This is a genomic window from Paractinoplanes deccanensis (genome assembly GCF_016862115.1).
Classification (GTDB): Bacteria; Actinomycetota; Actinomycetes; order Mycobacteriales; family Micromonosporaceae; genus Actinoplanes; species Actinoplanes deccanensis.
On the sequence record NZ_BOMI01000050.1, the window covers coordinates 47,200 to 65,711 of the forward strand.

At 71.7% G+C, this 18,512-nt stretch carries 15 protein-coding genes; 4 read left to right on the forward strand and 11 right to left on the reverse strand.

What is annotated here, in order from left to right:
* Positions 1 to 150: 150 nt before the first annotated feature.
* Positions 151 to 1,365 (forward strand): NADP-dependent isocitrate dehydrogenase, encoded by a 1,215-nt coding sequence (locus Ade02nite_RS13880; RefSeq protein ID WP_203762034.1) that lies wholly within the window; start codon positions 151 to 153, stop codon positions 1,363 to 1,365.
* A gap of 71 nt (positions 1,366 to 1,436) precedes the next feature.
* Positions 1,437 to 2,441, forward strand: coding sequence for a GlxA family transcriptional regulator (locus tag Ade02nite_RS13885; RefSeq protein ID WP_203762035.1), 1,005 nt, complete (start codon positions 1,437 to 1,439; stop codon positions 2,439 to 2,441).
* Between the two features lie 325 nt (positions 2,442 to 2,766).
* On the opposite strand, the gene galT is transcribed toward Ade02nite_RS13885, so the two are convergent.
* The 4 genes from galT to Ade02nite_RS13905 form a co-directional block, all read right to left on the reverse strand.
* Positions 2,767 to 3,858 (reverse strand): galactose-1-phosphate uridylyltransferase, encoded by a 1,092-nt coding sequence (gene galT / locus Ade02nite_RS13890; RefSeq protein ID WP_203762037.1) that lies wholly within the window; start codon positions 3,856 to 3,858, stop codon positions 2,767 to 2,769.
* A complete protein-coding gene (locus Ade02nite_RS13895) occupies positions 3,855 to 4,631 on the reverse strand; it encodes a DeoR/GlpR family DNA-binding transcription regulator (RefSeq protein ID WP_203762039.1) in 777 nt (258 codons plus the stop codon). The genes galT and Ade02nite_RS13895 overlap by 4 nt, the downstream gene beginning before the upstream one ends.
* Positions 4,632 to 4,712: 81 nt before the next feature.
* Positions 4,713 to 5,627 carry a glycosyltransferase family A protein gene (locus Ade02nite_RS13900; RefSeq protein WP_203762041.1) on the reverse strand — a complete coding sequence of 305 codons (915 nt, stop codon included), beginning with the start codon at positions 5,625 to 5,627 and terminating at the stop codon, positions 4,713 to 4,715.
* Entirely contained in the window at positions 5,624 to 6,556 is a 933-nt protein-coding gene (locus Ade02nite_RS13905; RefSeq protein WP_203762043.1) for a sulfotransferase family protein, read from the reverse strand. Before Ade02nite_RS13905 ends, Ade02nite_RS13900 begins: the two co-directional genes overlap by 4 nt.
* Before the next feature lie 62 nt (positions 6,557 to 6,618).
* On the opposite strand from Ade02nite_RS13905, the gene Ade02nite_RS13910 reads away from it, so the two are divergent.
* Both Ade02nite_RS13910 and Ade02nite_RS13915 read left to right on the forward strand, forming a co-directional pair.
* Positions 6,619 to 7,413 (forward strand): WecB/TagA/CpsF family glycosyltransferase, encoded by a 795-nt coding sequence (locus tag Ade02nite_RS13910; RefSeq protein ID WP_203762045.1) that lies wholly within the window; start codon positions 6,619 to 6,621, stop codon positions 7,411 to 7,413.
* Between the two features lie 2,180 nt (positions 7,414 to 9,593).
* The gene (locus Ade02nite_RS13915) at positions 9,594 to 9,968 is read left to right on the forward strand and encodes a VOC family protein (protein ID WP_203762047.1); all 375 of its coding nucleotides are present in this window, start codon (positions 9,594 to 9,596) and stop codon (positions 9,966 to 9,968) included.
* On the opposite strand, the gene Ade02nite_RS13920 is transcribed toward Ade02nite_RS13915, so the two are convergent.
* From Ade02nite_RS13920 to Ade02nite_RS13950, 7 genes are read right to left on the reverse strand one after another with little or no spacing between them, the layout of a single operon-like run.
* Positions 9,958 to 10,953 carry a glycosyl hydrolase gene (locus tag Ade02nite_RS13920; protein WP_203762147.1) on the reverse strand — a complete coding sequence of 332 codons (996 nt, stop codon included), beginning with the start codon at positions 10,951 to 10,953 and terminating at the stop codon, positions 9,958 to 9,960. The two genes, Ade02nite_RS13915 and Ade02nite_RS13920, sit on opposite strands and share 11 nt — an antisense overlap.
* Complete coding sequence (locus Ade02nite_RS13925) at positions 10,946 to 11,680, reverse strand: methyltransferase domain-containing protein (RefSeq protein ID WP_203762049.1); 735 nt, start codon at positions 11,678 to 11,680, stop codon at positions 10,946 to 10,948. The genes Ade02nite_RS13920 and Ade02nite_RS13925 overlap by 8 nt, the downstream gene beginning before the upstream one ends.
* Positions 11,677 to 13,257, reverse strand: a complete 1,581-nt coding sequence (locus tag Ade02nite_RS13930; protein ID WP_239168738.1) for a lipopolysaccharide biosynthesis protein — start codon at positions 13,255 to 13,257, stop codon at positions 11,677 to 11,679. Before Ade02nite_RS13930 ends, Ade02nite_RS13925 begins: the two co-directional genes overlap by 4 nt.
* Complete coding sequence (locus Ade02nite_RS13935; RefSeq protein WP_203762051.1) at positions 13,218 to 14,099, reverse strand: sulfotransferase family protein; 882 nt, start codon at positions 14,097 to 14,099, stop codon at positions 13,218 to 13,220. The genes Ade02nite_RS13930 and Ade02nite_RS13935 overlap by 40 nt, the downstream gene beginning before the upstream one ends.
* Position 14,100: 1 nt before the next feature.
* Complete coding sequence (locus Ade02nite_RS13940) at positions 14,101 to 15,330, reverse strand: hypothetical protein (protein ID WP_203762053.1); 1,230 nt, start codon at positions 15,328 to 15,330, stop codon at positions 14,101 to 14,103.
* The gene (locus tag Ade02nite_RS13945; protein WP_203762055.1) at positions 15,327 to 16,703 is read right to left on the reverse strand and encodes a hypothetical protein; all 1,377 of its coding nucleotides are present in this window, start codon (positions 16,701 to 16,703) and stop codon (positions 15,327 to 15,329) included. The genes Ade02nite_RS13940 and Ade02nite_RS13945 overlap by 4 nt, the downstream gene beginning before the upstream one ends.
* The gene (locus Ade02nite_RS13950) at positions 16,700 to 18,445 is read right to left on the reverse strand and encodes a Wzz/FepE/Etk N-terminal domain-containing protein (RefSeq protein ID WP_203762057.1); all 1,746 of its coding nucleotides are present in this window, start codon (positions 18,443 to 18,445) and stop codon (positions 16,700 to 16,702) included. Before Ade02nite_RS13950 ends, Ade02nite_RS13945 begins: the two co-directional genes overlap by 4 nt.
* Positions 18,446 to 18,512: the final 67 nt, after the last annotated feature.

Here is an 18,512-nt window from a genome sequence, read left to right on the forward strand (position 1 = left end):
CCCGGTTTCCGGTACAAGGGGCCGACCAGCGGGCAAACTGGTTGGGGCGATCCGGGTAAATCCCGGTCGGGGGCGACCGATGATCTTCAACGGCCCTGCAGTACGCTCGTACTGCTAAAGCATGGTTTTCGGGAGAGGAGCGCCGGCCGAATGGCGAAAATCAAGGTCACAAACCCGGTCGTGGAGCTCGACGGCGACGAGATGACCCGGATCATCTGGAAGCAGATCCGGGAGCAGCTGATCCTGCCCTACCTCGATGTCCCCCTCGAGTACTACGACCTGTCGATCCAGTACCGCGACGAGACCGACGACCAGGTGACCATCGACGCGGCCAACGCCATCAAGCGGCACGGCGTCGGCGTCAAGTGCGCGACGATCACCCCGGACGAGGCCCGCGTCGAGGAGTTCGGCCTCAAGAAGATGTGGCGGTCGCCCAACGGCACCATCCGCAACATCCTCGGCGGCGTCGTCTTCCGTGAGCCGATCATCATGAAGAACGTGCCGCGGCTGGTGCCGGGCTGGACCAAGCCGATCATCATCGGCCGTCACGCCCACGGCGACCAGTACAAGGCGACCGACTTCGTCGCCCCGAAGGCCGGCCGCTTCACGATGACCTTCACGCCCGAGGACGGCTCGGAGCCGATCGAGTTCCACGTGGCCGACTTCCCGGCCGGCGGCGTCGGCATGGGCATGTACAACTACGACGAGTCGATCCGCGACTTCGCGCGCGCCTCGTTCCGGTACGGCCTGGCCCGCAACTACCCGGTCTACCTGTCGACCAAGAACACGATCCTCAAGGCGTACGACGGCCGGTTCAAGGACCTGTTCGCCGAGATCTTCGAGACCGAGTTCGCCGAGCAGTTCAAGGAGGCCGGCCTCACCTACGAGCACCGGCTGATCGACGACATGGTCGCCGCCGCGCTCAAGTGGGAGGGCGGCTACGTCTGGGCCTGCAAGAACTACGACGGTGACGTGCAGTCCGACACCGTGGCGCAGGGCTTCGGCTCGCTCGGCCTGATGACCTCCGTGCTGATGACCCCGGACGGCAAGACCGTCGAGGCCGAGGCGGCGCACGGCACTGTCACCCGGCACTACCGCCAGTGGCAGAAGGGCGAGAAGACCTCGACCAACCCGATCGCCTCGATCTTCGCCTGGACCGGCGGCCTCAAGCACCGCGGCGTCCTGGACGGCACCCCCGAGGTGACCGAGTTCGCCAAGACGCTCGAGCGGGTCTGCGTCGAGACCGTCGAGGGCGGCCAGATGACCAAGGACCTGGCGCTGCTCATCTCGCGCGACGCGCCGTGGCTCTCGACCGACGAGTTCATGAACGCGCTCGACGAGAACCTGGCGCGCAAGCTCGCCTGATCTCGCAATAGCCACAGGGCCGCCGGCGTGAAGCCGGCGGCCCTGTGGCATTGGTGGGCGACGATGGGTGGGTGCATCACGTACGAGTGCTGCTCTTCGACGGCGTGCAGAGCCTCGACGTCAGCGGGCCGGTCGAGGTGTTCGCCAACGCGGGCGCCTACCGGGTCACGACGGCGAGCCCCGGCGGCCGCCCCGTCCGCACGTCGAGCGGCCTGACCCTGATCCCGGACGGCCCGCTGGACGACGGCCCGCTGGACGGCGGCCCGCTGGACGGCGGCCCGCCGAACGACGGCCCGCTTAACGGCGGCCCGCTGGGCGCCGGCCCGCCCGACACGCTCGTGGTTCCGGGCGGAGCGGGCACGCGGCTGCCGCCGCCGGAGGTCGTGGAGTGGCTGCGCCGCAACGGCGACCGGCCGAAGCGCGTCATGTCGGTCTGCACGGGGGCGTTCCTGCTCGCCGAGGCGGGCCTGCTCGACGGGCGCCGGGCCACCACCCACTGGCACTACTGCGCGACGCTGGCCAAGCGCTACCCCGAGGTGACCGTCGAGCCGGACCCGATCTTCGTACGGGACGGCGGCGTCTTCACGTCGGCGGGGGTCACCGCCGGGATCGATCTGGCGCTGGCGCTCGTCGAGGAGGACCTGGGACGGGACGCGGCGCTGATGGTCGCCCGCGCGCTGGTCATGTTCCTGCGGCGGCCCGGCAACCAGGCCCAGTTCAGCGCGCAGCTCTCGGCGCAGACGGCGCATCGGGAGCCGCTGCGCGACGTGCAACGGCTGATCATCGAGCATCCGGAGGCGGATCTCTCGGTGACGGCGCTGGCCGCGCACGCGAACCTGTCGCCGAGGCAGTTCGCCCGCGCCTTCGCGGCGGAGACCGGGATCTCGCCGGGACGGTACGTGGACCGCGTACGGCTGGAGACGGCCCGGCGCCTGCTGGAGGAGACGACGGACGGGGTCGCCGAGGTGGCGAAGGCCGCCGGATACGGCACGCCGGAGGCCATGCGGCGAGCGTTCCTCGGGGCCATCGAGGTCTCGCCGGCGGAGTATCGGCGCCGGTTCTCAAGGAATTCGTGACATGCGACAAATCGCATGTTTGATTCCGTAACCACTGGTTACGGGCCTCGTTTTCCAAGCAGAACGGATGGGCCGCGCGACATCGAGGGGTCGCCCACCGATCCGGCCGCCTTGTCCCGGGCGCCGATCGGTTCTCTCGGTGAAGTGCCGGCCACGTGGGCGCCCACCACCTTGCGCCTGCCGTCCCTTCCCAGCGGGGGTCCCCTGTCCCGGGACCCCCGCCCCTCTTCTCCGCCCCGAAGGCCTCGCCGCTCTGCGAGAAGGCGGAAAAGAGGAAGGGAAGCTGCGGCGCCTCGCGGTGGCGAAGGCGCGAGCGGAGGGACCGTCAGGCGGCGTCGCGGAGGAGCTGGGCTGCCCGTTCGGGGACGATGTCGTTGACGAAGTAGCCCATGGCGGACTCGGAGCCGGCCAGGAACTTCAGCTTGTCCGCGGCGCGGCGGATGCTGAACAGCTGGAGATGCAGGTAGCCCAGGTCGCGGCCCTCGCCGACGACCGCCTGGTGCCAGGCCGAGATGTACGGCATCGGCTTGCCGAACAGGCCGTCGAAGCGCTTCAGCACGTCGAGGTAGAGCGGGCCGAACGCGTCGCGCTCCTGGTCGGACAGGGCGGGGATGTCGGCGACCTTGCGGTGCGGCGCGATCTGCACCTCGAACGGCCACCGGGCCGCCGCCGGCACGAAGGCCGTCCAGTGCTCGTTGGCGCCGACGATCCGCGTGCCCTGCTCCCGCTCGGCGGCCAGCACGTCGGTGTAAAGGTCGTTTCCCGTGCGGGAGAGGTAGCGGGCGGCCGCGGCCAGCATCAGCTTGGTGCGCGGCGGCACGGTCGGGTACGCGTAGATCTGCCCGTGCGGGTGATGCAGCGTCACGCCGATCTCCACGCCGCGGTTCTCGAACGGGAAGACCTGTGCCACGCCGGGCATCGCCGAGATCTCGGCCGTGCGGTCGGCGAGGACGTCCACCACCGTACGGACGCGGGCCGGCGTCAGGGCGCCGAAGTAGCTGTTGTGGTCGCTCGTGAAGCAGACGACCTCGCAGCGGCCGACTCCCGGGCGTACCGGGACCATGGGGTTGATCTCGTCGACCTCGCCGGGGGCCACCCGGTCGCTGAAGGACGGGAACTGGTTCTCGAAGACGACCACGTCGTAGTCGGGCGCCGGGATCTCGCCGGCGAACGTGGGCTTCGCCGGGCAGAGCGGGCACGCGTCGCTCGGCGGCAGGAACGTGCGGGTCTGGCGGTGGGCCGCGACCGCGATCCACTCGTCGACCAGGGGGTCGTAGCGCAGCTGCGAGGTGGGCGGCGGAGGCGGGAGCTGCCGGGTGTCCGGGTATTCGGCCCGGTGCGAGCCCTCCTCCTCGTTGAAGTAGATCAGCTCACGACCGTCGGAGAGACGGATCGCCGTGCGGCTCTTGAAGGTCACTGGCCACTCACCATCACAAGTTCTGGAACTGTTTCGCTCAGCAATGCCCGGGCCTGCTCGTCCAGCCCGTCGTCGGTGATCAGCACGTCGGCGCGCCCCAGCGGCACGATCGAGCTGATCCCGACGGTTCCCCACTTCGTGTGGTCGGCGAGCACGACCAGACGCTCGGCGGCCTCGACGAGGGCGCGGTTGACGTCGGCCTCCATGAGGTTGGGCGTGGTGTAGCCGGCGCGCTCGCTCATCCCGTGCACGCCCAGGAAGAGCATGTCCAGGTGGAGGGTGCCGATCGCCGCGACGGCGACCGGGCCGACCAGAGCGTCCGAGGGGGTACGGGTGCCGCCGGTGAGCACGACGGTCTGGTCGGGCCGGCCGGCGCGGTAGAAGACGTCGGCGACCGGGATCGAATTGGTCACCACGGTCAGCGACGGCACGTCGACGAGGCGCTGCGCGAGCTCGGCCGTCGTGGTCCCCGCGGAGAGCGCGATCGCGTCGCCGGGGGAGACCATCGCGGCGGCGCGCATGGCCATGGCGGACTTCTCGGCGCGCTGGCGGACGCTCTTCGCCGCGAAGCCGGGTTCGTGCGCGGAGCCTGGACTGACGGTCGTCGCTCCGCCGTGTACCTTCGCGAGCAGGCCGCGATCGGCCAGCGACTCGAGGTCACGGCGGATCGTCATGTCCGAGACGCCGTACTCGGCGGCCAGCTCACTGACTCGCACGCCGCCGGCGGCACGGACCCGGTCGAGGATCGCGGCTTGGCGCTGCTGCGCCAGCATCAGAGGAACCGCACTAATTCGAACACGCCCGAACACTACCTTGTGATCGGGCGTGACCGAAAGAGTGGCCGCGCAGTGAGGTCAGATACCTCGGCCGCGCTTGTGCAGCGCCGACAGCACGTTCTCGACCTTGACCGCCCCGGTCATCGCGGCGAGGGCGATGGCGGTACGAGGCTCGCGCCAGTTCGCCCGTACCGCCTCCTTGCTGAACTGCCACGCCTGGCTGCGGTTGCCGGTGGCGGCCGACCAGCAGGCGAGCTGCCCGTACACCCGCGCCGCGCCCGGACGGCAGCCGCTGATCTCCGGGTGGCGCTGCATCATCCAGCGCAGCGAGCTGATCTTGGTGGCGTACTCGTACGCGTAGTGCGAGGTGCGACCCCACAGCACGCGGACCAGCGGCTCGTCGAGGTGCACGATCGGCGCCCGGCGAGCCGCGCGCAGCAGCAGGTCCCAGTCCTCGTTCTGGCTGCCCGGCGCGTCCTCGGCGACCAGGCCGACGGCGTCCTCGGCGAGCGCCGCGCGGCGGATCAGGAACGACGACGAGTGCAGCATCGCCATCCGCGACCGGGCCAGCTCGTCGACCGTGACCCGGCTGCGCCCGGCGAGGCGTGCGGTGGTCTTCCCCTCGTACTCGACCTCGATCGCACACGTGGCGAACTCGGCCTCGGGCTCGGCGAGCAGCGCGGCGACCTGACGGCGCAGCTTGTCCGGCCGCCACACGTCGTCGTCGTCGCAGAAGGCCACGTACTCGGTGTCCAGCGCCAGGATGCCGGTGTTGCGCGCGCCGGCCAGTCCCGACGTGCGCCAGTTGGTCAGCACGAGCACCTGGACGCCCTCGGTCGAGGCGAGCAGGTAGTCGGGCTCCGTCTGGTCGTACACCACCAGGACCTTGATCTCGCCGGGGTAGCGCTGGTCGCGCACCGAGGCGATCGCCTTGCGCACCAGCTCCGGCCGGTTGCGGGTGGGGATGACGACGCCCACGGACGGCCAGTTCATCGGGTCTCCTCCTTCAGGAGCGGATATCCGTACGCGCGCAGCATCGGCGCGCACACCGCGCCAACCAGGCGCCGCTGCTTGGCGGGCAGCGAGGTCACCCAGGCGTCGTCGCGGCGCAGCTGGAGCCGCCCGACGGTGAAGCGCATCGGGTTGCCGGCCGCGCTGTGCCCCACGCCGAGATCGGCGTAGCCGTCGCCGAGGAAGTCCAGATCGGACGGCAGCAGTCGCAGCCCCGCGAAGTCGCCGATCTTGAGCAGCTCGGACCGCGGGCTCGCCAGGAGCTCCTCGTAGCGCACCCGGTGCACGGCCACGCCCCGCTTGGCGAGCAGGCCGAAGGCGGCGTTGTGCGCGTTCCAGAGCATCGCCGAGCGCCCGGGGGAGTAGCGCGTCATCTCGTCGGCGCCGTCGGTCTCGGGCCGGGCGACACGCTTGGTCCAGCTGTACGCGACGCCGCGCGCGTCCCGCACGACGTGCACCACCCGCAGGTCGATGTCGCCGGCCCAGCGCAGCACGTGGGCGAGCGCCGAATGCTTGGACGAGTCGACGACGACCTCGGCTCCGGAGACCGTGGCGGCGGCCGCGTACACCCGGGCGTAGAACCGCGCGTACTCGTGCACCTCGTCGGGAGCCTCGGCCGCGGTCGCGAGGCGCGGGATGTGCCGGGTGCGCTCGACCGCGTCGCGCAGCGCGTGCACCCGGTCGACGTCCACGGTGTGCCAGCCGCCGAAGGCCTCCTGCCCGACCCGGCGCCAGAAGGCGCAGCCGGAGAAGCGGGACCCGCAGCCGCAGCGCTCGTCGTCGCGGACGTCGCGCTGCCACAGGTGGACGACCTCGCCGAGCGCGCGGACCCCGGGAAGTTCACCGAGCAGACGTTCGACGAGCGTTGTCCCACTTCGTCCTAATCCGCCCAGGAATACCACGCGTGCCACTCTTGCCCACCTTCGCTCGTTTCGCTCCTATAACGAGCGAACAAGCCTGAAGGAGGCGTTGCGTGACAATCGAGGCGTTCGACCGGGTCCACCTGGACGGCACGGGCATCGACCGGATCACCGAGGCGGAGGTCGTCGCCGTGGTGCGCGAGGCCCTGACCCGCGGCCGGGGCGGCCGGATCATCACGCCGAACGTCGACATCCTGCGCCGCGCGCAGGGCGACGCCGAATGCCGCCGCCACCTGAACGACGCCGACCTGATCGTCGCCGACGGCATGCCCCTGGTCTGGGCGAGCCGCCTCGGCGGGCGCCCCCTGCCCGAGCGGGTGGCCGGAAGCAGCCTGATCTGGTCCCTCTCGGAGGGCCTGGGCCGCGACCGCCGCTCCGTCTACGTGATCGGCGGCGCCCCCGCGAAGGCCAACGAGAAGGACGGCGCCACCCGAGCCGCCGACCGCCTGGCCGCCGAATGCCCCGGCCTGCGCATCGCCGGCACGCTCTGCCCACCGTTCGGCTTCGACAACGACCCGCTGCTGTACGAGGACTTCTGCGCCAAGGTCGCCGACGCCCGCCCCGACCTGGTCTTCGTGGGCCTTGGCTACCCCAAACAGGAACGCATGATCACCCGCCTCCGCGCCACCCTCCCCCAGTCCTGGTTCATCGGCTGCGGCGCCGCAGTCAACTTCGTAGCCGGCGACGTGGACCGAGCCCCCCGCTGGATGCAACGAACCGGCCTGGAATGGGCCCACCGCCTGGGAACAGAGCCCCGCCGCCTGGCAAGCCGCTACCTACGCCACGACGCCCCCTACGCCCTGCGGTTGCTGGCCCAGGCCCCAGGCCAACGAGCCCGAACCCGCTGATCCCGCCGGCCAACCCCCGCCGGCCCTTGCCGGCCGACCCCTGCCGGCCAACCCTGCTGGCTGATCCCGGCCGGCTGATCCCGGCCGGCTGATCCTGCCGGCTGATCCGGCTGGCTGATCCCTGCCGGCCGACCCCTGCGGGCTGATTCCGGCTGGCTGATCCCTGCCGGCGACGATGTGTGTGCGTCCTCTTCCTTCCGCCGACAGCCTGCCGAAGCGGCGCGCCCGAGCATTTCGCACGTTGCCGAACTCCCGGCTTGTCATCGGCGGTCGGTGAAATCGTTTAGCCCTCCCGCAAGAGTGGATGCGCGATCCGCGTTTTCGGATGCCGGCCCGAATGCGCGGATGAATGAATGGTATAGAGCCCTCGCCGAACCGATAATGTAATCGTGAGCCGGGCGTCGGCGCGAAACTCACACCGGCCTGATACCGACCCCCGTGGCCGGATGCAGCCGAACAACTCCACGGCATCGGAGTCGATGTGCGTGACCGGCCGGGTGGGGCGGCTGCTGGTCGGGAAGATGGCGCCGGCCTCGACCTGCGCGGTCGGCTGGTTGCGTGAACAGCCGGTCGGGGAAGTGCGACCTCCGCCGGGCCCTCCGAGTCGCTCTCGACTGGCACGGCGTAGTCACTCGCGGCGTCGTCACCAATCGGCGCGGCCTTGGCCTCTCGTGCCGTTGCGGTCTGCCACGCCGTGCGTCGCCGCGGTGTGCTGCACCGCGCCGCGGAATGCGTGGACGCGGACGACGATGCAGCCTCGCCCCGGGTTGGCTCGCCGGCGGCCTGGGCAGTTGCGCCTTGTATGCGCGCGGCCTGGGCCACCGTGTCTAGTGCCCGTATGGCCTGCGCGCTTGTGTTTTGCGTGCGAGCGGCCCGGGGCTCCGTGTCTAGTGCCCGTATGGCCTGCGCGGTTGTGTTTTGTGTGCGAGCGGCCCGGGGCTCCGGGTCTTGTGCCCGTATGGCCTGCGCGGTTGTGGCCTGTGCGGCCGCGTTATGTGTGCGCGTGATCCGACCGCGGCCGTCCTGTGTGGAAATGTCTGGCGCGCATGTCCCTCGCGTGGAGGTGCCCTGCACACACGCGGCCTGCGGCGACTGCGGCCTGCAACCTCGTGGCCCGTGGGTGCCGGTCGGCCGCGGAGTTGGGGTTGCGGGGCCGGCCATCTGACTCTTCGTGGCCGGCTGCGCCGCGCGCGGCTCCGCGGCTGGCGTAGGCGTGGCTGACGCGGCTGACGCGCGCAACTGCTCGCAGCGCGCGCGGCAGTAAGCCTCTGCGGCCGCCACCGAACCGTGGTTGCGCCGCATCTTTTCGGCGTGGCGCTGTTTCAGGCCCCAATAACGGCGGCGTTGATGGTCTCGGCGGAATTCCTCACGCTCGGGGGAGTAGTTGCGAGACCTGGTGCGGTCCCTCATCGTGGCCAATTGAGCTGAGGTGAAGAACTGTAGCTGCCGCATGAGCTATTTTCCCGCAACGAGGGCCGTGCACGTCAGTTTTGAATCATGCCAATTTCAGGCAATCGGTATTGTTCCGAGCTCGTTGCGCCAATGCAATTGTCAAGCTGCGGCGGCTGCCGGAATTGCCAGATTGTGAGGGGGTGCGGCCAGCAGGGCGTCGGCGTGGTCGGCCCGGGCGTGGGCGTGGTCGGCCCGGGCGTGCGCGTAGCCGACCCGGGCGTTCGCGCGGCCAATGGTGCGCGGGGCGGGCGGACGGGGGCGGACAGCGCCACCCGGGTGAGCGGATAGGCAGACGCGAGGGCGACGGCAACGGGCCGACGGTAGCTCTGCGGGCAGGTGCCATCGAGCCGGTGGGTGGGGGCGTAGGGAAGGGGCAGGCGGGTGGATGGGTGGGGGCGTAGGGAAGGGGCAGGCGGGTGGATGGGTGGGAGGTGGCAGTTGCCGGCGGGCGGGTTGTCGGCGGGCCAGCGGGTGGGGGCGTAGGAAAGGGTCAGCCGAGATGGGTGGGAGGTGGCAGTTCCCGCCGGGCAGGTGTGTCGCCGGACCCGCGGTGAGGGCGTGCGGAAGCAGATGTCTCGATGGCCCGTAGGTGAGCCGGTGGGGACGCTGGCAGGCCCGTGGATGCGGGCAGGTGGTAGGTGCACGGCAGCCGGGTCATGTCGATTCGATCGCCGTCAGCCCGTCACCTATAGCAAGACGTACGTACGGTTTGCATGTAGGGTGCTGGGATGACCTTCGCGTTCGAGTGTCTTCATCACGTTCAGGTGTTGTGTCCGCCCGGCGGGGAGGATGTGGCCCGTCGCTTCTACTCCGACGTTCTGGGCATGACCGAGCTCGCCAAGCCGCCCGCCCTGGCGGCGCGCGGTGGGTGCTGGTTTCGGGGTGGCGGGTGGGAGGTGCATGTCAGCCCCGTGCCCGATTTTGCTCCGGCCACCAGGGCGCATCCGGGCGTACGAGTCAGCGGCCTTGAGGGGCTGGCGGAGAGGCTGAGAACCGCCGGTCGCCCGGTTGAGTGGGATCCTCATTTTCCGGGCCACCGGCGGTTCTACTCGCGGGACGATCATGGGAACCGGCTGGAGTTCCTCGAGGCGGTCAGGGATTGAAGTACGGGTCCCGCACCAGCCGGTGGAAGGCCCTGAACGCGGCCTTGTCCCCGGTGAGCTGGAACTGCTTGTTCGGGCCGTTGCCCTCGGGGTCGGACTCGAAGTAGGCGATCGCCTTGATCTGCGGGTTGGCCTTGAAGGTGCGGCCCGCGTCCTTCAGCCAGGCCGCGCGGCCGGCCGAGCCCCACGCCTTCGCGACGCCGAACTCGCCGATCACGATGGGCTTGGGGCGTTGCGCCGCCCAGCGCAGGAACGGGCCCATCAGGTCGCCGATCGGCTCGAAGCGCTCGCCGGCGTAGACGTCGACGCAGGTCCAGTCGACCTGGTCGTCGCCGGGGTAGAAGCCGGGGGCGTCGCCGCGGATGAAGCCCTCGGCGGTCGGGCACCAGACCCACGAGACGTTCGTGGCGCGTTCCTCCTGGAAGATTTTCCGTACGTACTTCCAGGCGGCCACGTAGTCGGCGCCGGACCACATCGTCGCGCGCAGGTTGGGCCGGTCCATCTCCCAGCGCATGCGCAGCAGCACCGGTGCCTTGATCTTGCGGATGGCCTTGGCCTGCTTGCGGATCAGCTCGTCGTGCTCGCCGTCCAGGATGGACCGGTTGTCGCCGGTCGCCCAGCTGACCATCAGCGTGGCGCCGCGGGCGAGGAACTCCTTGTCGGACGGCGTGCCGACCATCTGCTCGAACCGGCGGTACGTGTTGACGATGCTCAACCGGCGCCCCAGGTCGGCCTGGAGGCTGTCGACCGCGGCGAGGCGGCCGACGTGGGTGAGCGCGTCCGGCTTGATCCACGCACCGACCAGCGCCCCGCGGCGCGGCGCCTTCACCGGCCCGGACGCGAACGGCCCCTGCCGCACCGCGACCGGGGCCGGCGGCGCCGACAGATCGGGCGGCGCGGGTGGTGACTCTTCCTTCTTGTCCTCCCCGAACGAGCAGCTGGAGAGGACGAGAAGGGCGAGGAGGGCGGCGAGAACCTTACGCATGGACACGGCGGGCGGTGTAGAGAACGTTCACGGCGTACGCGTCGCTGCCGGGCAGCCGGCGCGCCGCCGCGTCCGCCGCGCGGGCGACCGGGTTGCCGTGCAGGGACGGCGTGATCATCGAGAAGCCGCGGCGTTCCACGATCTCGAAGCCGTGGCGTTCGAAGAGCGACGCCACCTCCTCGTGCGACAGCTCCGCGAACCACCTCTCGCCGCGATGCCGCCGGGCGCGCAGGTGCCGCACCGAGCCGGAGTTCCCGTGGTTCTCCACGACCAGCACCCCCGAGTCCCGGCTCGGCAGCGCCTTCGCGGCGAACGCCAGAGCCCGCTCCCGGACGGCGGAGTCCACATTGAGCAGCAGCCGGAACATCGTCACGATCGCCGGGAAGCCCGCCGGCACCGGGTGCGGCACCGGCCCGTCCGGCGCCACCTGATGCCAGTTGGCGCGCGATCCGACCTCCGCCGCCTTCGCCATCATCTCGGCCGACGTGTCGTAGCCGTGCGCCTCGCGGACCAGCCCGTGCAGGATGCGGATGGCCCGCCCGGTGCCGCAGGCGAAGTCGTGCTGCACCGGCGCCAACGGGCCGAACTCGCGCCGCACCAGCGTGCGCAGGTAGTCCTGCTGCCGGTCGTTGATCTGCGAGGCGTAGCTGTCCGGCGCGTAGGTGACGTTCTCGTACTTCTCGACCGCTTCGGTGTCCTGGAACACCTTGGTGTAGTCCGTGGTCATCTCGTCCTCCTGGAAGGTGTGAAGGCGTCCAGAGCAAGGCGTTCGCGCAGCAGCCAGGCGCCGCCGCAGTAGGCCGGGACGGCCACGAGCGCCGCGAGGGTCAGGCCCGTGCCGCCGGTCCCGGCGATCGTCGTGACGGTCAGGGGGAGTGCGCCGAAGCAGCACACCGCGAGCAGCGCCGCCGCCCGCGTGCCCCGGCCGAACGGGTGCAGCCCCACCGCGCGGCCGACCTGGATCAGTGGCAGCAGGTTGTTCGCGACCATCGCGCAGGCCAGCCCGATGGCGGCGCCGAGCGCGCCGTACCGGGGAATCAGCAGCACGTCGAGCCCGATCGTGACGGCCAGCGCGATCAGCACGTTCGCGAGGTTCCACGAGGTGCGCCCGGCCATCGCGAGGACCATGTCGACCATGCCGCAGCCGGTGGCGACGAGCATCGCGCCGGCCAGCACCGCGACCACGACCCGGCCCTCGGTGGCGTAGTGCTCGCCGAAGAGCCGCAGCCACAGCGGCGCGAAGAGGATCACCAGCAGGATGACCGGCCAGGTGACGAGCACGAGCCAGCCGGTCGCCGTCTGGTAGAGGTGGTTGGCGCCGCGCCGGTCCCCTGTGGACAGCGCCTCGGCGAGCCGCGGCTGCACCGACTGGGAGATCCCCTGGTTCGCGAACTGCACCAAGACGACAAATCGCCCCGCTACGGCGTAGACGGCGGCCGGGGCGAGACCGGCCAGCGCCGCCACCAGCAGCACGTCGACCCGTTGCAGCGCCAGCTGCGCCACACTCGCCAGCGCCCGCGGCCCGGTGAAGCGCCAGAAGTCCCGGCGGAGGCCGCTGCGCTCGGCCCGGCGGGTGGTCACCCCGGGCGGCTTTCCCGCGCGATAGACCCTTCTCAGGCCGTACGCCGAAAGCACCGTCACCGGCAGATAGGGCGCCACCCACGCGAGCGCGAACCCCGGCAGCGAGCCCGCGGTCCACAGGGCCACCACGCCGGCGGCGCCCACGAGCACCAGCTGGAGCGCGCTGCGCACGATCCGGTCGAGCATCACGGTCGGCCGCATCGCCCGGTAGCCGCGCGTCGCCGTGAGCAGCGCGTCGGTCAGCGCCTGGAGGGGCAGGAAGGCGGCCAGCACCCGCAGCCCCGCGGTGTGCGCCTCGACGACGTGCCCGGCGTCGTGCGCGGTGACCCGGGCGATCACCGGCGCGGTCAGCCACATCGCCGCGGCGAGCAGCACCGAGACCACCGCGACCGGCACGAGCCCGGCCCGCAGGCAGGCGCCGAGCAGGTGGGCCCGGCCGGTGGCGCGCAGCCGCGCCGGCCAATAGACCAGCCCGGTCTGTGTGCCCAGCTTCGCCAGCCCTCCGGCCAGCACGAAGGCGGCCGTCGCCGCGAAGAACGCACCCGCCTGCTCGGCGCCGAGCGAGCGCGCGACGATCCAGGTGACCACCACGCCCGTGCCGCCGGCCAGCGCCGACCCGGCCATGGTGGCCAGCCCGCCCCGCGCGGCCGCCTCGGTCGCACCGGATCTCTCGAGAACCGGCGTCATGCCGCGCGGCGCCAGATCGGCATGCGTCCCAGCCATCGGGCCAGGGCCTCGTCGTGCGGCTGGTAGTAGTCGGTGAGCTCGCGGCGCAGCGCCGGGTCCATGTCGGCCTGCCGGGGGCGGGCGTTGTGCCGCTCGAAGGCCGGCCGCTCCAGATAGCTGGGCAGGCCCAGGAACTCGCACACCTCGTCGTAGACGGGCTCCGGCTCGGCGAAGAAGCGCTCGCTCTCCACCACGTGGATCCGCTCCCGGCCCACGTGCTGCGCCATCACGCTCAGGTAGCGGGCATATTCGCCGCGCGCGCGGTAGGCGTGGTGCTGGTGGCTGAAGCTGTAGTACTCGGGGTCCTCGGCGAGCTTCTCCTCCTGCTTGTGCAGGCGGGCCGGCTCCAGCGCCAGCGCCGCCCCGAAGTCGCGCTCCGTCTCGAAGCCGCGGGCCACCTCGTGGTGGTGCTGCGAATAGGCGCGCTCCACCGGGTCGCGGACCAGGACGAGCAGCTTCGCGTACGGGAGGTCGCGCGCGATCCGGGCGGCCGCCTGCGGGTGGTACATGTAGTACGGGCTCGACTCGAAGGTCTGCGCCTGCACCCCGTACCGATCGGCGATCTTGTCGGCGCTGCGCGTGAGCGGGAAGTGCGCGCGGTACCAGCCCATCCCGCGCCCGTACGACGTGTCGAAGTAGTGCACGCCCTTGTGCAGCACGGCCTTGAGCACGATCGGGTGCCCGGCCAGCGCGCGGTAGAGCGAGGTGGTGCCGCAGCGCTGCCCGCCGCAGATGAGGAACGACGGCGTCATCCGCCCCGGCGCGGTGAGCCGGCCGTAGGAGCGCGAGCCCAGGTGCACCACGCGCTTCATCGGCGCCGGCATGTTGCGTACGTCCATGTCAGAGCTCCTCGACCCGGCGGATCAGCACCGGGAGCAGCCAGGTGCCGAGCACGCCCAGACGGGCGCCGGCCTCGGCCTGGCGGTCGGTCAGATATCGGGTGGCGAGGTCGACCAGGTAGAGCAGGGCGGTCACCTCGCGGCCCTGCGGGAGCACGCCGAACGGGGCGAGCAGCTCGCCCGCGCGCCGGACGGTGGCCTCGACGGCGTCGCGGGCGTCGCCGGTCGACTGGATGCGCTTCTGGAGCTCGTGGTGGATGGCGTCGAAGCCCAGCGGCACCCCGGTCGCGAACCGCTCCCAGTCCCAGACCAGCAGCGCGTCGGCGAGGTTCGCCATGTTCCACGGCGCCCAGTCGCCGTGCCACGCGCCGTAGCGGAAGACCAGGTCGCCGCCGCGCCGCACGAGCATCTCGGCCGCCGACGCCAGGCCGACGCCCTCGGGCCGGTCGCTCACCGCGGCGAGCCGGCCACGCAGCTCGTGCCAGTACGCGCTGCCCGACAGCGCCCCGGTGGTGTAGCCGCAGCAGCCGGCGATGTCGAGCATCGCGGCGACCAGGCGCCGCCGGCTCAGCGGCGCGCGCGGCAGCCAGACCGGCAGCGCCGACTGCACCAGCACCTGGAGGCCGCGCCACTCGCCGGCGTGGAGCACCCGCGGCACGGTCAGCTTGGTGAGCCCGCTGTTGCCGAGCGCGGTCAGCGCGGCCGCCTCGGCGCGCACCAGGTGCTGGGTGAGCGGGCCGGTGCCGAGCTTGGTGAAGCCGAAGGTCTCCCCGTCCGGGCTGAGCAGCTGGAGCACCGGCTTGCGGTTGGCGCGCGCCGGGCCGATGTGGACGCTGACCGCCAGCTCGCGGCCGAGCGCCTCGCTGAGGTGGCCGTCGATGCACTGCGAGTACGGGCCGGTGACCCGGATGCGGTCGCGCAGCAGCACGCCGGAGGCGCCGGTGCGCACGGCGGCGACCACGGCCTCGCGCTTGAGGCGGGCCGCGCGTGACTGGGGCTCGGCGTACCGGCGCACCGCCGACGCGGCGACCCGGCGCGACATCGCCGGCACCAGCAGGCGCGGCCGCCGGGCGTCCGGCACCACGAGGTATTCCGCGATCGGGGTGCCCGGCGAGCCGTCGGTGCGGCACGGCTGCGGGTAGAGCAGATCGAGCACCTCGGTCAGGTACCGCGTGCGCAGCTCCGCGTCGCCGGCGGTCAGCTCGGCGGGCGCCGTCTTGACCGGACTCATGTCGTCGTATCCCCCTCGGATGAATTGCGCCAGAGCAGCGCGAAGGCCAGAACCGTGAAGGCCAGAGGGGTGACCAGCGAGTTGTACCAGAGCATCGCGGAGAACGAGGAGACGATCGCGGCGCTGCCCGCCACCCCGATCGCGCTGCGGTCGCGGCGGAAGCGCCACAGGCCGTACGCGAAGAAGCCGAGATAGCCGGCCGTGCCCACCGCGCCGTGCGCGTAGAGGAGCTGCCACAGCTGGCCGTTGCCGCCGACGGTGAAGTTGCCGCAGCGCTCGCAGCCGGCGCTCTCGCCCACGGTGATCGAGTTGCGGCCGCCGAGGGTGTTGCGCGTGCCGCCGTAGCCGATCACGGGCGAGCCGGTGAAGCCGTCGAGCGCGCGCTCGACGAGGAACGAGCGCACGCCGTTGGACTTGCCGTTGTCCATCCGGGCGCCGACCACGTCGCCGAGGGGGGTGGCGACGAGGGTGACGGCGAGCAGGGCGCCGGCCACCGCCACCGCGCCGAGGATCCAGAGCTTGCCGGCGAGCACGTAGCGGGCGGCCACGTAGACGGCCAGCACGCCGATGCCGATCCACAGTCCCCGGTTGAGCGAGACCACGGCGGGGACGATCGACACGGCCAGGCAGACGACCGCCCAGAACCGGGCCTTGCCCGTGCCGAACCGCCACGCCGCGACGATCAGCCAGCCCACCAGCAGGCAGAAGTTGTTGCCCCAGGTGTTGGTGTAGCCCCACGGCGCGGCCGGCCGGGGCTGCCCCTCGCCGACGATGTCCATGATCTGCGCCGCGTACGGGTGCACCAGCGACTGCACGAAGCCCTTGTTGCGCACGCCCGAGGGCAGCAGCCACTCGACCGGCGAGGTGAACTCGAACGTGCCCGCCACCATGCCGAGCAGCCCGCCCAGCACGGTCACCACGAAGAGCCAGCCGAGCAGGCGCACCAGCCGGCGCTTCGGCAGCTCGGCCTCGGTCAGGTTGCCCGCGTAGACGAGCAGGACGGTCAGCGAGGCGTACATGATCGCCTTGTAGCCGACCGCGGGCAGGCGGCTCGTCGCGTGCTCGGCCACCGTGCCGGCCGGGTCGGCGCCGAGCGCCCCGATGCTGATCACCACGGCGGCCAGGAAGATCGCCCACCAGGCGAAGCCGGGCGGCAGCCGCAGCGGCCGGCCGGCGGCGCGGCGCCGGATCAGCAGGAAGAGCATCGGCACGGCCATCAGCGCGAAGATCAGCACGCCGAGGCCGAGCGCCCACCAGATCGGGTAGAACGCCAGGATGCTCGCCACCGGCCAGGCCGGCAGGTCCCGCCTCTTCGGGGCACCGTGCGCCGCCCCGCCCGCGACGCGCGCCGGGGTGGGGGCCGTCTGGGTCACTTCTTGTCGCCGTCCTTGGCGGGATCCTTCACCGCGCCCGACATGTCGATCACCGCGGTGATCTCCTCGGTGCTGTTCGCGTCACGCTGGCGCAGCGCCGCCTTCTCGGCCGCCGACACGGTGTTGGTCGGGAAGCGCTGCGGCGCGGTGAGCACCGCCGTGTCGTCGGGGCGCGGGCCGTCCGGGGTGGCCGGCGGGGGCGTCAGGGTCACGGCGGGGGCGGTGGGCTCGGCCGTGCGCAGGTTGGTCAGGTGCGGCAGCACGACCGCGCCCAGCAGCGGGGTGCCGACGCGCCGCAACTGCTCCGCCGCGTCGAGCAGGGCGGGCCGGCGCGACCGGCGCAGCTCGACCGCGAGGATCGCCGCGTCGGCCAGGCTGGCCAGGCTCTGCGCGTCCGCGCTGCTCGCCGTCGACGGCGCCTCGATGACCACGTAGCCGCCCTGCCCGCGCAGCGTGTCCAGGGTGTCCTTGAGCCGCTGCGACTGCATCAGCCCGGCCGCGGTCGCCGCGCCCCCCGTGGTGATCACCCGCAGCGACGGGATGCGCGGGGTGCGCTGGAGCGCGCGGTTCAGGCCGACGCGGCCGGCGAGCAGGTCGGACAGGCCCGGCACGGCCGAGATGCCGAGCATCCGGGCGAGCGGCGCGGCGTCCACGACGCTGTCCGGCAGGTGCGCGCCGATCAGGACCACATCGCTGCCGGTACGGGCGAGCGCGGCGGCCAGGTTCGCGGCCACCAGGGTGCTGGCCGAGCCCCGGCTCGCGCCGGTCACCACGATGATCCGGGCCTCCGGCGGCAGGGTCGCGAGCACCTCGTTGCGGAGCCGGTTGAAGACGCGCCCGCCGGCACCGTACGGCTGCAGGACGTCGTCGAAATGCGGGGTGGTCCGCTCGTCGAGCGCCGCCAGCACGTTCATGCGGCCGCGGTCGCGCACGTCGGCCGCCGAGCGCAGCCGCCGGTCGTACCGCTCCCGGACGAAGGCCAGCGCCAGGCCGAGCAGCAGGCCCAGCATGCCCCCGGTGGCGATGTTGATCATCGCGTTGGGGCTGACCGGACTCTCCGGCAGGCGCGCGTCGCTGATGATGCTGCCCGCGCCGATCGTGGTGGTGGTGAGCTCGTTCAGCTTGCCGGTCATGCCGTTGAGCTGGTTCTGCGAGTTCTGCCGCAGGCTCTGCAGGTTGCTTTCGTCCGAGCTGCCCCGGGTGGCCCGGGCCAGCCGCGCGTTGATGCCGGTGAGCGTCGTCGTGAGCTGCTTGATCTTCGCGCTGAGCGTCTTGATCTGCTGGTCGAGGCCGCTCTGCGCGGTCTCCTCGCGGTTGCGCAGATAGGCCTCGGCGAACGCGTGCGAGCCCGACTGCGCGCCCTCCGGCGTGTCCGCCTTGAAGGTGATCATGAGGACGGTGGTGTTCGCCGGCACCTCGACCGAGACGTCCTTGGCCAGCTCGATCGGCGACCGGGAGCTGCGCAGCAGGGTGGCGGCCTTCGCGGCGACCGCGCCCGAGCCGACCAGCTGGGCCTCGGTGTCCAGGTTGACCGAGCCCTTGGTGCGACCGCCCTGCGCGTTCGTGTCCTGGTCGACGGCCTGCACGAGCACGGCGGTCGACGACTCGTAGACCTTCGGCATCGCCGAGGTCAGCGCCGCACCCGCACCCAGACCGGCACCCGTCGCGATCAGTGCGATCCACCAGTGCCGGCGGAAGACACCGAGGTAGTGCGAGACATCCGCGGGGCGTGACGCTTCCATCGGTTGGCGGCCCTTTCGGGGGTGGAGTGAGGTTTTCGGGCGTTTCGCCCCCAAGGGCTCAACGTCT

Bases quoted from the DNA above. Each gene is read 5' to 3' on its own strand.
- Ade02nite_RS13920 (WP_203762147.1), bottom strand. From the start codon at position 10,953: ATGCGTAAGGTTCTCGCCGCCCTCCTCGCCCTTCTCGTCCTCTCCAGC.
- Ade02nite_RS13925 (WP_203762049.1), bottom strand. From the start codon at position 11,680: ATGACCACGGACTACACCAAGGTGTTCCAGGACACCGAAGCGGTCGAG.
- Ade02nite_RS13900 (WP_203762041.1), bottom strand. From the start codon at position 5,627: ATGAACTGGCCGTCCGTGGGCGTCGTCATCCCCACCCGCAACCGGCCG.
- Ade02nite_RS13895 (WP_203762039.1), bottom strand. From the start codon at position 4,631: ATGCTGGCGCAGCAGCGCCAAGCCGCGATCCTCGACCGGGTCCGTGCC.
- Ade02nite_RS13950 (WP_203762057.1), bottom strand. From the start codon at position 18,445: ATGGAAGCGTCACGCCCCGCGGATGTCTCGCACTACCTCGGTGTCTTC.
- Ade02nite_RS13935 (WP_203762051.1), bottom strand. From the start codon at position 14,099: ATGGACGTACGCAACATGCCGGCGCCGATGAAGCGCGTGGTGCACCTG.
- Ade02nite_RS13915 (WP_203762047.1), top strand. From the start codon at position 9,594: ATGACCTTCGCGTTCGAGTGTCTTCATCACGTTCAGGTGTTGTGTCCG.
- Ade02nite_RS13930 (WP_239168738.1), bottom strand. From the start codon at position 13,257: ATGGCTGGGACGCATGCCGATCTGGCGCCGCGCGGCATGACGCCGGTT.
- Ade02nite_RS13940 (WP_203762053.1), bottom strand. From the start codon at position 15,330: ATGAGTCCGGTCAAGACGGCGCCCGCCGAGCTGACCGCCGGCGACGCG.
- Ade02nite_RS13880 (WP_203762034.1), top strand. From the start codon at position 151: ATGGCGAAAATCAAGGTCACAAACCCGGTCGTGGAGCTCGACGGCGAC.